This is a genomic window from Thermodesulfobacteriota bacterium (assembly GCA_035325995.1).
Classification (GTDB): Bacteria; Desulfobacterota_D; UBA1144; order Nemesobacterales; family UBA2774; genus JADLGH01.
This window is the reverse complement of sequence record DAOKYU010000002.1, coordinates 303,733-319,664: the sequence shown is the minus strand read 5'-3', so window position 1 is coordinate 319,664 and position 15,932 is coordinate 303,733. Positions and strand designations below refer to the sequence as shown.

Below are 15,932 nucleotides of genomic sequence, written 5' to 3'. Positions count from 1 at the left end.
AATGAAGGTATTTAAAACTATCTTTCCATTGATTTTGGTAGTGGTCCTGTCCTTCGGTCTCATGGGAGGCTGCGGAGGGGGCGGAGGGGGCGGAGGAGGCAGTAACGGCGGTGGCGGTGGTGGCAACGGCGGCGGCGATGGCGGGGACGGCGGAGACGGAGGAGGAGGCAGCAATGAAACCATCTCTCTTCTCATCGACGCCACAGCGGGAGGAGTAAGCGCAGGCCCCGAGGACCCCGCAAACAAGTACACCTATCTCGATCTTTCCGCGGGAGAGGTCGTGGACCTTACGGACGCACAGGCGCAGGATTCGACTAACTGGGACATAGGGTTTAAGAGATCGACGGTAATCCTCAACGGCGGCGTATCCGGACCGGGCAGCGTCAGCGGATTCTTTACGGGCAACAACTCGGAAGCCTACGACGCTAACGGCGACGCCATATTCGACTGGTTCGCCTCGGCCACGGCCGACTCGGAGCTAGAGGACTTCGAAATCATTACTTCGAGCGACGTACCGCTGGACGGAGAAGGCAACCCGGACGCCTCGGTATTCACGTCGGACGTCCCGTCCCTGGTCATAGTGGGCGACGGTACAGCCGAAGGGTGGTGGCTCTACGACTTCACGACTCACACCGTATCGGCCAATCCGGACAACTGGTGGATAGTAAAGAGCGACACCGGCGAGGCTTACATTAAATTCCATGTGACCGATATTACATACGGAGCCACGGAGCAGATATTCTACATAACCGTCGAATCCGTCATTCAGAATGCGGGGGAAACGAGCTTTACGACTCCGCACACGGGTACGTTCGAGATACCCGAAGGCGGCGGTTCGGTTTATTTCGATTACGAAACGCTCGCTCCTGTAACCTCGAGCGCGGGCTGGGACCTTCGCGTAGGGTACGACCCGGCGACGAGGCTCTTCAGCATGTATACGAACGGCGGCCTCAGCGGACCGGGGGCGGGCGGTGCGTTCCCCATAGGAAACGAGCCGGATGCCTTTACCAACGGGGCGGATCCGAGCCAGATCCCGTTCTACTTCACGGATTCGGCCGGCGGCATATTCATCGACTCGATCTGGTATGCCTACAACCTTACCGGAAACGACCACCAGATCTGGCCGAACTACAGGGTCTACCTGATTCAGTCCGAGGGCGAGATATACAAGCTCCAGATACAGAGCTACTATCACCCGCAGACGACTCAGAGCGGATGGTATACGGTAATATTCGAAAAGGTATTCCCGTAAACGATAATTCGTAAATGACGGTGCGGGGCCCCGCTGCCGGGCCCCGCATTTTTAACCGGCGCATGGTATTCCGGGGCAGTCTTTTCTTGCACGTATCAGACAACAGCGGGATGGGGAGTAAATCAAGGTACTCAGCGCCGGAGGGATGCCGCGGCCACGGACAAACTGGCCCGGCGCTATTTCCCGGAGAGTGCATATACAGAACAGCAAAAGCTATAATACAGATAAAACAATTGTGAGGGTGTAAATCAAATGAATGCAAAATACATGTTAACGTTATTCACCGCGATTGCGGCAGCCTTCTGCGTCTACGCCTGCAGCGGGGAGACGGAGCCCGAATCGGGCGGCAATGCGCCGGCGGCCGCGACGCAGGCGGCGGGCGAGGCCCCGACGGCTTCACCCACCGCTTCCCCCGAGGCCGATGCGGCCGAGGCCGGCATAGGGTTTCTCGCTCTCGTGCCGGACAGGGGATTTTCGGGGAACGAAGAGACGAGGGCCGCCTTCGAAGACTTCGGCAAGGACTACACAGCCGAGCTCGCTTTCGTAACGGGAGAGGATTTCGAGAAGAACGTACGCGAGGCGCTCGCGAACCTGGAGGCCAGGAACGTGAATACGATATGGGTGGTTCCGTTCTTTCTTTCGAGCTCCGACTCGAAGTATAAAAACGGCGTCGAGGCGCTAAAGACCTATAAGGGGAATGCGTCTATAGCAATAGCGGAGAACTTCGGACAGAGCTACCTCGCCGAAGAGATACTCATCGACAGGGCGTCGGCGCTGAGCGTAAACCCCTCGGGAGAAACGCTGGTAGTCGTGGGCTCCGGTGCGATGGACACCGACAGCGCGCAGGCGATAAAGGCGGACCTCGAAAGGATCGTCGCAGGGGCGAACACGGGCCTCGGGTTCAAGAACACCGCCGTCGTCGTGCTGTATAGCTGGGAGGCAGACGACGAGCTTCACGGCGCGGGGATGGCCGACCTCCACAAGACGATAGCCGAGAGCACGAAAAACGGCGGACGCGCGGTGGTGGTTCCCTTCAACCTAGCCATGAAGCTCACCGGCATGATGAGCGAGTGGAACATGCTCAAGGGCAGCCTGGCCAAGTATCCGGGCGCGGTCTATGACGGGAAGGACGTTACGCCGCACGAATACGTTACGCTCTGGTTCAGGAAAGAGGCGAATGAAAGGCTCCCGCTGGAGGACGACGAAATCGGCGTCGTATACATGCCGCACGGGTCGGACTATAACTGGAATCACGCCATGAGCACGGCAATCGACGAGCTCAGGGACAAATACATGTTCGAGGATGCGTTCAGCATGAGCGAGATAGACGTAGTCGAGCCGGCCGTCAGAAGGCTCGAGGAAAGGGGCGCGAAAGGCATAGTCGTCTTGAGGGTTTTCTCCCTCGAATCGAGCTTCAAGAAGGGCACGGAGCAGATGCTCGGGCTCACGGAAGAGAAGGAGTCGAGATATGCGCAGCACGCTTCGGCCGGCCATGGTGACGCGCACGGCGACGCTCATGGAAGCGCGAGCCACGGAAGCGGCCAGGCCGCCGACAGCGGTCACGGAGGGCACGGCGGCGGACACGGACATGGCCACGGGCATGGACACGGAGGCTCGTCGAGGATAGCGAGCGACGCCGTATTCGTGACGCTCGGCGGAATAGAGGCGCACCCGTTACTCGCCGAGGCTATGGCCGACAGGGCGAAGGAGCTCAGCACGGACCCGTCGAAGGAGACCGTTATACTGCTAAGCCACGGCACGGAGAGCGACCAGGCAAACGACTACTGGATGAATAACCTCAAGACGATCGCAGAGCACATACAGTCCGGCAGCCCGGTTAAGTACAGGGACGTCAAGTACTACACGTGGAGAGAGGACTGGCCGGACAAGCGCGAAAAATCCGTGGAGGTTATACGCGGAATGGTGGAAGAGGCTAATGCCGACGGCGGCACCGCAATCGTCATCCCCGTCAGGACCACCGGCGAAGGGCACGAGAGAAAGTATCTCGAAGGGCTCGAGTACAAGCTCGGCTCGGGATTCGCGCCTCATCCTAATTACGTGAAGTGGGTGGAAGAGAAGATACAGGAAGGCGTAGCGGAACTGAGGCGGGATATAGAAGAAAGAAACGAGCAGGCCAAAGCGGGCCTCGGCAACCAATAAGACCGATTCTCCGCGCCAGCGATCGGCCGGGAGAAATCCACTGTAAGACCGTTCCGCCCTCCTCGACAAAAAGGGGGGGCGGAATTCCCTTCGCACGAACCGGAAGCGCATTCCATCCATTATTTTTTCGCGGCGGATGACAGCCGCCAACAGTTGATATATTCTTGTAAAATAATAGGCAAGTCCTTATTTTATCGTGCCTGCAAGGAGATCGCATATGGCGACTAAAAAAGAATCCACCCCCAAGAAAGCTGCTCCGAAAAAGACGGCGGCGAAAAAGCCCGCGGAGAAGAAGACAGTGGTAAGGAAGACCGCGGTCAAGCCGGCGCCGGCCCCCGAAACCCAGGAATCGCTCTACGAGAGGATCGCCAAAAAGGCCTACGAGATATTCGAATCGAGGGGCAGGGAAACGGGGAGAGATATCGAGCACTGGCTGGAAGCCGAAAAGATCGTAAAGGGCAAGAAGAAGGCTTAGACGAGGGTTCTTCGCACCGTGCGTCAGGCTGCCTGAAGGCAGATGTAGGTCGAGTGAATCCCGGGAACCCCGGGAAGATTTCGCCCTCATTCCTGGTTCTCGTTTCCCGGCCAAACCTTGGCAGCGCTGTGCCCCGTGCGCTCACGTAACGTGTGGCGTGTCCGTCGTGCGCTCCCTCCCTGTTTTCCCGGTGAAAGACGCAGCTCGAAAATTTCCCGCTTATTTTTCAAAACACGCAGGGTGAAGTAAAATTGTATTCATCCGTGTCCCGGCCGATCAGGTTGCGGAAAGTCCCGGACACGTGGCCCGGAAATACCAAGGAGGATTAACGGGGCTCGCCGATACAGGACGCATTCGAACGTCCGCCGGAGCTCCCTACCCCGATGACTACACCCCCTAAACAGACAGCGGAAGAAAAGAGACTCGAAGAGAACAGAGACAAAAAAGCGTACTGGGAGCGCTGGGGCCCTTACCTGAGCGAGAGGCAATGGGGCACCGTCAGGGAGGACTACAGCCCGGACGGCACCGCCTGGGAATATCTGCCCCACGACCACGCGCGCTCGCGCGCATACAGGTGGGGCGAGGACGGGATAGCCGGGATAACGGACAATCACGAGAGGTTATGTTTCGCAATCGCCCTCTGGAACGGGAAGGACCCCATACTCAAGGAAAGGCTCTTCGGCCTTACGGGGAACGAGGGCAACCACGGAGAGGACGTAAAGGAATACTATTATTTTCTCGACAACACGCCGTCGCACGCGTACATGAAATGCCTGTATAAATATCCCCAGGCGGCCTATCCCTACAGCGACCTCGTCGAGACGAACCGGAGAAGATCCCGCACGGAATCGGAGTACGAGCTCATAGACACCGGGATATTCGACGACGACAGGTACTTCGACATATTCGTAGAGTATGCGAAGGGTACGCCCGAGGATGTATTGGTGAAGCTCACGGTAGTGAACCACGCGCCGGAAGAGGCCGGTCTCCACCTCCTGCCTACGCTATGGTTCAGGAACACGTGGAGCTGGAAAGGGGACGACAAGAAGCCGATATTGAGAGAGGCGAGCGGCGCGGGCGGCGTGAAGGTCGTCGAGGCGGACCACCCTACGCTGGAAAAGAGATGGCTCTACTGCGACGCGCCGGGAAAGCTCCTCTTCACCGAGAACGAAACAAACTTCGAGAGGCTTTTCGGCATCCCGAACCCCTCGCCGTACGTGAAGGACGGGATCAACGATTACGTGGTTTCCGGCAACGAGGCGGCCGTCAACCCCGGAAACGTCGGGACGAAGATGGCGGCGCATTACGTACTCGCCGTGCCCCCGGGGAAGTCCATTACCGTGAGGCTCAGGCTCACGGACGAGCCCGGCATGAAAGACCCGTTCGGAGCCGGGTTCGAGGATATCTTTCAGAGGCGCATGGCCGAAGCCGACGAGTTTTACCGGAGGATATCGCCCGACCCCATGCCCGACGATCTCAGGAACGTGCAGCGCCAGGCATTCGCCGGGATGCTGTGGACGAAGCAGTTCTACTACTATGTGATAAACGACTGGCTGAAGGGCGACCCCGCCTACCCTCCCCCGCCGGAGTCGAGAAGGACCGGCCGCAATCACAAGTGGATACACCTTTACAACGACGACGTGCTGTCGATGCCGGACACGTGGGAGTATCCGTGGTTCGCGGCGTGGGACCTCGCGTTCCACACGGTGAATTTCGCCATGATAGACCCCGAGTTCGCCAAGCGGCAGCTGGTGCTCCTTACGAGGGAATGGTACATGCACCCCAACGGCCAGATACCCGCATACGAGTGGGCCTTCGGCGACGTGAACCCTCCCGTTCACGCGTGGGCCGCGTGGAGGGTGTACAACATCGAGTACAAGATGTACGGGCGGCGCGATCTTCTCTTCCTCGAACGCGTCTTCCAGAAGCTTCTGCTTAATTTCACCTGGTGGGTGAACAGGAAAGACGCCGGGGGAAAGAACGTCTTCGAGGGCGGCTTTCTCGGTCTCGACAATATAGGCGTATTCGACAGGAACGCCCAGCTTCCTTCCGGCGTCGTGCTCGAGCAGGCGGACGGCACGAGCTGGATGGGCATGTACAGCCTGAACATGCTGGCGATAGCCATCGAGCTCGCCAAGGTCGATCCCAGTTACGAGGACATCGCGAGCAAGTTCTACGAGCACTTCCTGTACATAGCGCGCGCCATAAACCTCCCCGACATGGGGCACGACGGGCTATGGGACCCGAACGATAAATTCTATTACGACGTCCTCCATCTCCCGAACGGCTCTCACGTACCGATGAAGCTGAGGTCGATGGTAGGGCTGATACCGCTGTACGCGATAGAGACTATAGAGCCGGAGACGTTGGAGCAGCTCGAAGGATTCCATAGAAGGATGACCTGGTTTATCGAAAACAGGCCGGACCTCGCGAAAAACGTCGCATCCATGATAGAAAAAGGCGTCGGCGAGAGAAGGATACTGTCCATCGTGGATAAGGAGAAGCTGAAGCAGATTCTCGAGAAGATGCTGGACGAGAGCGAGTTCTTCAGCCCCTACGGCATAAGGGCGCTTTCGAAATATCATCTCGAAAATCCCTACTACTTCAAGACCAACGGCGAGGAGTACTGCGTCAGGTACGAGCCGGCCGAATCTTCGAGCGGACTTTTCGGAGGGAACTCGAACTGGCGCGGACCGGTGTGGTTTCCCGTGAACTTTCTCCTTATAGAAGCGCTTCAGAAATTCCATTATTATCTAGGTGACGATTTCAAGGTCGAGTGCCCGACGGGCTCCGGGAAGCATATGAATCTCTGGGAGGTATCGAACGAGATAGCGCACAGGCTGATACGCATATTCAAGAAGGAGAGTGACGGCGGGAGGGCCGTTTTCGGCGGCGCCGAAAAATTCCGGAATGACCCGGCGTGGAGGGATTATCTCCTCTTCTACGAATACTTCAACGGTGACGACGGTGCGGGCATAGGGGCGAGTCATCAGACGGGGTGGACAGGGCTCGTCGCCAAGCTCATACTACAGTCGAGTGAATACGGCTCGATAGACGAAGTCTAGAAGAAAGGGCGGCCGTTCCGGTTTTCCGGCCGGGCGGGCGCCGGGCTCAGCCCCCGCCCGGGAGCGTTCACGTTTACGCCGGTGGGCTTCCGCCCAAGCCGCCACCGGCCGATATTCCAGGCATTTTCTATAGACCACCATATGCCGCCCGGACATTTTAAATAGGGCTTTGCCGTCCCGGTATGATGCGATAATCTTGTAAGTAGAAGCAGGGAGGAATCCCGACAAAAAGGCGAACGTTCATATGGAAAAACTGTCCAAGAAGCAGATAGAGCTCATCGACAAATACTGGCGCGCGGCCAATTATCTCTCTGTAGGCCAGATATACCTTCAGGATAACCCGCTCTTGAGGGAGCCTCTCAAGCCCGACCACATAAAGCCGAGACTGCTCGGGCATTTCGGCACCGTGCCGGGGCTGAATCTCATCTACGTGCATCTTAACAGGATGATAAGATACAGGGACTGCGACGTGATCTTCGTCACCGGCCCCGGGCATGGAGGCCCGGCACTCTTCGCTAACACATACCTGGAAGGCACGCTTTCGGAGGTATACCCCGAGATTACACGGGACGAAGCCGGGATGCTCACGCTATTTAAGAAATTCTCGTGGCCCGGGGGGCTCCCGAGCCACTGCGGGCCTCAGACGCCGGGCTCGATAAACGAGGGGGGGGAGCTCGGCTATTCGCTCGCCCACGCAAACGGCGCCGTGATGGACAACCCCGAGCTCCTGGCGGTTTGCGTAGTTGGAGACGGCGAGGCCGAGACGGGGGCGCTCGCGGCGAGCTGGCAGTCGAACAAGTTCATAAACCCGGTGCGCGACGGGGCTGTGCTCCCGATACTTCACCTTAACTGTTACAAGATAGCGGGGCCTACGGTGCTGGGCCGCTCGACGGACAAGGAGCTCAAGGCGCTCTTCTCGGGGCTCGGGTACGCCGTCAGGTTCGTCGCGGGTGACGACCCGCTCAAGGTGCACAGGGCCTTTGCCAACGCGCTCAACCGTTCGTACCTGGATATAAGGAAGATACAGATGGACGCCCGCATGAGGGGGTTCAGCAGGCGGCACGACTGGCCGATGATAATCCTCCGCACCCCGAAGGGCTGGACCGGGCCGAAGGTGGTAGACGGGAAACAGGTAGAGGGGACATTCAGATCGCACCAGGTGCCCGTGGCGAAGGTCAAGGAAAACAAGGAGCACCTCAGGATTCTCGAAGAATGGATGAGGAGCTACAGGCCGGAGGAGCTTTTCGACGAGGACGGACGGTTTATACCGGAGCTTGCCGAGCTCGCGCCTTACGGCAACAAGCGCATGGGGGCGAGCCCCTACGCGAACGGCGGCAAGCTTTTAAAGCCGCTCATAATGCCCGACTTGGGGGATTACGCCGTCGTCGTGAGAGAGCCCGGCACGGAGAAGGCCGAGGCCACGCGCGAGCTGGGGAAATTTCTCCGCGATATATTCAGGAACAACGCAGAAGAGGGCAATTTCCGCCTTTTCTGCCCGGACGAGACCAGCTCTAACAGGCTGGACGCGGTGTTCGAGGTGACGAACAGGTGCTCTGTAGAGAGAATCATCGAAACGGACGACCACATCGCGCCCGACGGCAGGGTTTTAGAAGTCCTGAGCGAGCACATGTGCCAGGGGTGGCTCGAAGGATACCTGCTAACCGGCCGGCACGGCATATTCCCGTGTTACGAGGCGTTCGCCACGATTGTGGATTCGATGATGAACCAGCACGCGAAGTGGCTAAAGATGTCGGCGGAGCTCCCGTGGAGGGCGCCTGTGGCGTCGCTGAATTACCTCCTCACCTCGCACGCGTGGAGGCAGGACCACAACGGTTACAGCCACCAGGGCCCCGGATTCATAGATTCCGTCATGACGAAGAAGGGGGCTGTCGTGAGGATATACCTACCGCCGGACGCCAACTCGCTGATTTCGATGGCGGACCACTGTCTTAAGAGTAAGGGATACATAAACGTCATCGTCGCCGGCAAGCAGCCTGCACTTCAGTGGATGGACATGGAGACCGCCGTCGAGCACTGCAGGAGGGGGGCGTCCGTGTGGGAGTGGGCGTCCAACGACGGCGGGAAGGACCCCGACGTCGTCCTCGGATGCGCGGGGGACGTGCCGACGCTCGAAACCGTGGCTGCGGCGTGGCTCCTCCGGAAGCACCTGCCCGCGCTTAAGGTGAGGGTAGTGAACGTAACCGACCTGATGACGCTCCACCACCATTCGCACCATCCGCACGGATTCGACGAGGAGACCTTCCGCGAGCTGTTCACCGACACCGCGCCGGTCGTGTTCGCCTTTCACGGGTATCCGCGCGTAATTCACGTCCTCGCCTACAAGAGGCCAAACGCCGAGCGCTTTCACGTGCGCGGCTACGTCGAGGAGGGCACGACGACGACCCCGTTCGACATGGTCGTATGCAACGGCATGAGCCGCTACCATCTGGCGATAGAGGCCCTTCACAGGGCCGGGAGGCTCCAGTCCGAGTCCGGCGACCTGATCGAGTACTTCAAGAGGAAGCTCGAAGAGCACTCGCAGTACGTGCGCGCCCACGGCGAGGACATGCCCGAGGTAAGGGACTGGGTCTGGACGTCCGACCCCAGGTATTAGGCCTGCCCGGCCCAGGGAGCGAGGCGGTTTGCATTGTTCCGGGTCACGCGTGAAAATAGCACTTGACATTTTAAGCGGGATACTTTATATTAATTACTAAGATTAAGTAACGCACTTAAATTCATCCTCCATCCTCCTTTAAGAAGAGAGGGAACACTTTCCCGAGCATTAAGTGTTCCCTCTCTCTCTTTTTAAGGACTGAAAATTCCGCAGAAGTTGAAAAGTCCTTACAATCACTTATAATTTTAGCCCTGTTAAACAGTTATGATTTAATGGCGGGGCAGCTCCTAAGACCTTAAATACAATGGAAAACGTACACGTAATACTGTTCTACAAGTTCGCGAACATCGAAGATCCCGAAGCCTTCGTGGCGGCCGAAAGGGAATTTTGCGGCGGTGAGGGGCTATTGGGGAAGATTCTCGTCGCAAAAGAAGGCATAAACGGCTCCCTCTCGGGCCCGAAGGACAACATCGAGTCTTACAAGCGCCATTTAAATTCTATACCCGGGTTCGAGGACGTCACATTCAAGGAGGAGCTTTCCTCGTTCCACCCCTTCAGGAAGCTCATCGTCAGGAAGAAGAAGGAGATAATCCGCATGGAGCGTGAGCTCGACATGTCGAAAACCGGCAAATACATATCCCCCGAAGGGCTCCTGGATATGTATTCGAGCGGGAGGGACTTCATTATCGTGGACACGCGGAACAAGTACGAATCGGACGTCGGGAAGTTCAAAAACGCCGTTACGCTGGACATAGATTCGTTCCGCGAATTCCCGGAAGCCATAGAGGAATTCGAGGACCGGAAGGACAGGACGATAGTCACATACTGCACGGGCGGGATAAGGTGCGAGAAGGCGACGGCGTACATGGTTTCAAGGGGCTTTACGGACGTTTACCAGTTGAAGGACGGCATAATAAACTTCTGCCAGAAGCACCCGGACACCGTTTGGGAGGGGAAGTGCTTCGTCTTCGACCAGAGGCTCATATCGGACGTGGAGACCGGGGGGGACTGCATAGCCACGTGCGTCAGGTGCGGCGGGGCGTCCGACCGTTACCAGAACTGCGCCAACATCCCCTGCGACGAGCTCGTCATACTGTGCGAGGGCTGCAGCGAGGCCTTTCGGGGCACCTGCTCCGACGAATGTCTCGAAGAGTACGAAAACAGCCTTTTGAAGAAGTCGCGAGAGAGACAGGGACGGAGATCGAGAGGCGCCTGACACGCCTTACCCTTCACTGCGGCATACAGCTAACAGGACCCGAGTAAGACCGGTTCTTATTTACAACACATAACATACTGGATTGGACGGAATTATTCGACGTTTCGTGAGTGGAGGATTATGAGCACGACGAACGTTATGAATATTATTGCGTAGAGGAAAGGCGGGAGAAGCTCCATGTCGTATTACCTCCTGCCCGTTGATCTGGGGGACTGCGGTTTCGGTAATCCGAGGGGGACGCGCTTTCGCGCGCCCCCGCCGGCTTTTATCTTATCTTAAACTATCTTACTTCTTTTTTCCACGCCCCTTGGCGGACCTCTTGGCTATGAAGTTCTTGAGCTCTGTGAGGTCGGAGCTTATAAGCTCTTTTACACGGTCGGTGTTGACGCGGGCGACGATGATGTGGCCGACTTCGGTGTTTACCTCGTCGTAGATACCGAGGGCCTTCATGCCCTGGGCCTGTTTCTGGTTATCGTCTGTCGGGCTGACGTAGTGTACCGTTCCTCCCTTGTACCTGTGAATGAGGAACAGATGGATGAGGGCCATGAGCCTCTTCTGGCGAAGCTTGTCGTCGAACGTGTTCTGATCGCGGACGGAGATGAAGTTGTTGCCCCAGCGGTCGTGAATCGACGAGAATATGACGTTCGCGAGCTTGTTCTTCATGTCGTCGAGGACCGAAAGCTCGAGGAGCTCGGAGCCCGCGGTGTGCGGCCTCAGTTTTACAGTAAGCTTGCCCGGTATGCCGTAATGCTCGGACCAGAGCTCGAGCCAGTCTTCGAGGATTCTCGGCGGGACTTCCGTCTCGACCAGGTGCTGCACCTGGGTAGAGCCCTTGCCCATGGCGACCGTCGTAGCCGTACGGCCGGACGATGCGGCGAGCGCGCCGTCGAGCCTCGGGCCGCCGACGAGTGTCTGCGGGGTCCTGTACGGGGAGTCGATGAGCCGGAGCTTCCTCTGGAGCCTCGCGAGCGCCAGCATGCCGTCCTGCTTCAGGGCCGTAGCGAACTCTTCGGCCGCGAGACCGTCTATCTGGTGTCCGCCATAGGTGATGAAGTCGAAGACGAAGCCGAGCTTTCCGATTTCCTTCGGGAACTCCCTCATCTGGTCTTCCGTCATTCCTGTCGTATCCCAGTTGAACGACGGGGAGAGGTTGTAGGCCAGCATCTTGTCCGGATATTCGTCGTGTATTGCCTCCGCGAATTCCCTGGCCTCTTCGTAGTTGGCCGTTTTCGTCTCCATCCAGATGAGGTCGGCGTAGGGTGCGACCGCCAGCGACTTGGCTATCGCGTACTCGATGCCTCCCTTTACCTGGTAGTAGCCCTCGGGCGTCCTCGAAAGCTCGCAGTCCCACAAGGCGTCGATGCCCATGAGCTTTGCGCGCTCCCTGGCGTGCTGGTAGGAGGAGTGCTTCGCGAAATCGAACCACTCTTCGATCGTCATGTCGAGCGTCCTGCCCTCTTCTATCGCGAACTCCATCTGCTCGGCGACGGCCTGGGCGTAGGTCATGAGGCCGGCCTCGACCTCCCATGTCTCGACGAACTTCGTTGCGGCGTTGTCGAGCGGCTTCGTGATGCTTCTTTCTTTCCCTTCTTTTAAGGCCTGGATGCTCTTGTCGATTATCGGCGTGAGCCCGACCTTGTCGAACCACTGGTAAGCCTCTTCGTATTCGTCGTCCGATATCTGGTAGAGCATAAAGCCGTTTACGTCAGTAATTCCCTTGTCGAAGAATCTCTTCAGAATTGCGAGATAGCAGATCTTGTATCCCGGGATAGAGGTGTTGGTGACGCCGAGTATGAACGGATGGTCGCGCTCGTCGCCCCTGCCGTCGAGAAGGTTCGCCGCCTCGGCGTCCGTCCTCGCGACTATGATTCCCGGCACTTTCATGATGTCGAGCTGGAACCTCGCGGCGACGAGCCTTTTTATCTGCTCGTCTACCGGAACCAGCACCTTGCCGCCCTGGTGTCCGCACTTCTTCGTCCCGGGCTTCTGGTCTTCGATGTGGTAACCCGTGACGCCGGCCTCGACGAACCTCTTTATGAGGTTACGCACGTGGGCGTCGCCGCCGTGGCCCGTGTCGGCGTCGGCGATGATGAACGGCCTGTAGTCGACCTTGGGGGTGGACTTACGCTCTTTTTCGGACATCCTTGAGCGGAGGAACGTCTGGTTCTTGTCGGCCGTAAGGAGGGCGCGCACGAGACCGGCGGCCTCGTCGGGCACCTGGCTCAGCGGATAGCTGGCAAGGTCGGGACCCGGATCCTCGTCGGTAGACCCCTTCGCGGAGGTCGCCCAGCCGCCGAGATATATGCCCTCGATGCCGATGCGTTTCATCGTCACTATCTGGCCCGGCGAATAGGGGCCGAAGGTCGTTATCTGCTCGCCCTTGGCGAAAAGCTCGCGGAGCCTGTTGTAGAATTGCTCGGAGTATACCCTGGCCACGGTGTAGTCCTGCTCGAGCGTACCCCTCTGCTGGACGACCTGGCGGGCCGAGTAGAGCCGCCTTATTCCCTTGAACCTCGGGGAGGCGAACCACTCCTTGGTTTCCTGGACTTCCCTTTCGAACGAGTCGAGCTCGTCTTCGAGGAAGTTGTCGTTCCTGGTATCGGACGGGAAGTCGAGGTTTTCAGTTATCCTCGTGCCGTCTTTTTTGAATGCGTCCTTGTACTGTTTTATCCTGAGCTTCGCGGTCGGAAGGTCGTGGTTGTTGAGGTTGATGTTGAGAAGGTCGATGTACCACGGGGTCTTTACGTTGTCGAGGACGTAGGCTTCGACGATTTCCCTCGCAATCGGGAGCGTCGTCGGCTTGGAGTAGTCGTAAACGTCCTTGTCCTTCGCCTTTAAGAGCTTGGAGTATTCCTCGGCGAGGAGGCGCTCGAAGAGCTCCCTCGTGAACGTGTCGCCGGACTTGGCCCCCGTTTCCTTGTCGTCTTCGGTGAGCTCGGCCCCCTTATCGACCCACTCCCAGAGGATGCTGAGCCTGATTTCTCCCGTGGCGGCGTCTTCCATGAGATAGAGGATGTCGTCGTTCTCGAAGAAGTCCGCCGGCTTTAACGCCGCGGCCTGGAACCCCTGGCCGAACGCGTTACCGTACTGAAGGGCTACGCTTATCAGGTTCCTCGCGCCTCTTATTGTCCTCGGCGCGGGCTCTAAAAGCGTAAGCCCGTCCGCGTCCTCGTCGGTATAGGTGAGCGGCGGGAATTTCCTCCCCGCCTGGTTTTCCTCGCCGGCCTCTTCCCAGACCGGCCTTACTATGTGGACCATCTTCCAGTGGGCGACCCACTTTCCGCTGGCCCCCGCTTTCTGTTCCCTTTTCGCTCCGGCTACCGCCTTTTCCATCCCGTCCTTGACGCCCTTGTCGGACCCGACGGGGATGTTCGGCTCCATGCCGCCCTGCCAGAGGGCATAGTTCCCGTTTACGCCCGGGGTGTTTACCGCCCTTCTGACGCGGTCTTCGTAGTTCCGCATGTAGCCGTAAGTCATTGTTATGGATTCGATGTTGGGGTTGATGAAAGACTGGTCCCACGCCATTGCGTCGGACACGCTGTTGATGTAATCCCACCTGCCGGTGTTGTAGCCGACGAAGTGCCTGCCGAGAGCGGCGCGGATTTCCATGAGCTGGAAGGTGGCCTCGATCTGCTCGACCAGGACGTAGACCTTTATGGAGCCCACGGGGATGCCGAGATGGTCTTCGAGGGCCGTAAGGAGCTCGTTCCAGAAAGCCGCCTCTTCGGCCGTCTGTATCTTCGGCAGGTAGAGGACTATGGAAGAGCCCGCGGCCTGGAGCTCCTGGTAGTTGTTTACTACGTAGAGGACCGTGTCGACTATCGAGGCCGAAAGGGCAACGCCGTTCTCGTCCCTTACGTGCCTGTCGTCGAGGTGAAGCCCGCGTGCGCGGAAGATCTTGGTCGTGAAGTCGAGCTGCTTTCTCCAGTCGGTGATTATCTCGCGCCCGAAGAAGCCCTTGGCCCATTCGTTCATTTCGCGCGAGACCTGCTCGGCCGTATTCATGAAAATCGGGTCTTTTCTGATTGCCAGCTTGAGGTTCCTCTGATTGTCGAGGGACATGGTGCCCACCTGTCCGAGGGCGTCCTCGCCGTCGAACATCCAGCCGTCCGCTCCGGAGAGAAGAGCGTAAGCCACGTTACGGATGCTCTTGTCCACGCTGGAGTTGGGCCTCGCCGCGGGGCCGGTTCCCTGTATCCACTGTCTCTGGAGATCGTGTGGGATGTCCGAGCCTACGAACTTGCCGTCTCTGGCGTCCTGTACCTTAATATTTGTGCGGGGAATGAAGTCGTTGGGGTTGAGGAAGCGGATGCGCTCCCTGTTGCGGAATCTCTGGGCCCTTCTGGAATACCTCTTTTCCATAAGGAGCTTCTGGTCTTTGTTGAAAACGGAAAGGGCTTTTAAGGCTTCGAGCACTTCCGGGGTATAGACGTCCGCGTATTCTATCTCCAGATTATCTCTCACCTGGAGCCCCCTCGGACCCGGGGTATTCCTGTAAGGCTGTTTGGTAATATTATGAACGGTACTCATACTCTCCTTCTCCTTGAGTTGGCGTTTTTTTGCTTTGCAATATCTGAAAAGAGGAAACCATTATAATACAAGAACCTCACAAATCAACTAAAACAAGGGAACTAGGCCGTATTTATTAGATATTTTATAAATACGGAAACTTTGCTGATTAGACGATAGTACCAGTTTATTGTGCACTGCACAATGAAACCCCTTTGCAATGCGCATGCGCTTCCCAGACCCTTATTTTACTATTGTACCTGTTTTTAAGCCGCTGTTAATAATGCCTTAATATAAATCCCGACCCGCCGTGCATTGACATACACGCCGATATTTAATTTTATACTCTCATTTATATAAAAGAACCCTTTACCGGATTCAGCTTTGCAGAATCCGGGCATCATATTTATTACCGGGTTTTTTAAAGGAGGATTAGTTGAGACCGTACAAACTTATATCAACAGTCTCGCGCGGCCGCCTGACCACGGTCTGCAAGCCCCTGTTATTGATTCTGACCTTCGCCATCCTTTCAGGATTCTTTAAAAGGGGCGGACGGCCGCGTGCGGGGCATACAGGAAGGGAGGGTCAATTCGCAGGATCGACCACCGCGACAGAGTCTCCCGCGAGCTTAAGCCATAAGC

6 protein-coding genes and 1 pseudogene are annotated in these 15,932 nt (G+C 57.5%); 6 read left to right on the top strand and 1 reads right to left on the bottom strand.

The window, feature by feature from the left end; all coding sequences use genetic code 11:
* Position 1 precedes the first annotated feature (1 nt).
* The 6 genes and pseudogenes from PKC29_04345 (at position 2) to PKC29_04320 (ending at position 10,782) form a co-directional block, all read left to right on the top strand.
* On the top strand, positions 2 to 1,252 hold the full coding sequence (locus PKC29_04345) for an HmuY family protein (protein HML94644.1): 1,251 nt from the start codon (positions 2 to 4) through the stop codon (positions 1,250 to 1,252).
* Between the two features lie 252 nt (positions 1,253 to 1,504).
* Positions 1,505 to 3,412, top strand: a complete 1,908-nt coding sequence (locus tag PKC29_04340; GenBank protein ID HML94643.1) for a hypothetical protein — start codon at positions 1,505 to 1,507, stop codon at positions 3,410 to 3,412.
* A gap of 217 nt (positions 3,413 to 3,629) precedes the next feature.
* Positions 3,630 to 3,887, top strand: coding sequence for a DUF2934 domain-containing protein (locus PKC29_04335; GenBank protein HML94642.1), 258 nt, complete (start codon positions 3,630 to 3,632; stop codon positions 3,885 to 3,887).
* Positions 3,888 to 4,270: 383 nt separating this feature from the next.
* Positions 4,271 to 6,952: a glucosidase gene (locus PKC29_04330; protein ID HML94641.1), complete on the top strand. Its 2,682-nt coding sequence runs from the start codon at positions 4,271 to 4,273 to the stop codon at positions 6,950 to 6,952.
* A gap of 220 nt (positions 6,953 to 7,172) precedes the next feature.
* Positions 7,173 to 9,566 (top strand): annotated as a pseudogene (locus PKC29_04325) (phosphoketolase family protein).
* Positions 9,567 to 9,870: 304 nt separating this feature from the next.
* Positions 9,871 to 10,782, top strand: coding sequence for a rhodanese-related sulfurtransferase (locus PKC29_04320; protein ID HML94640.1), 912 nt, complete (start codon positions 9,871 to 9,873; stop codon positions 10,780 to 10,782).
* A gap of 285 nt (positions 10,783 to 11,067) precedes the next feature.
* On the opposite strand, the gene PKC29_04315 is transcribed toward PKC29_04320, so the two are convergent.
* The gene (locus PKC29_04315; protein HML94639.1) at positions 11,068 to 15,312 is read right to left on the bottom strand and encodes an isocitrate lyase/phosphoenolpyruvate mutase family protein; all 4,245 of its coding nucleotides are present in this window, start codon (positions 15,310 to 15,312) and stop codon (positions 11,068 to 11,070) included.
* Positions 15,313 to 15,932: the final 620 nt, after the last annotated feature.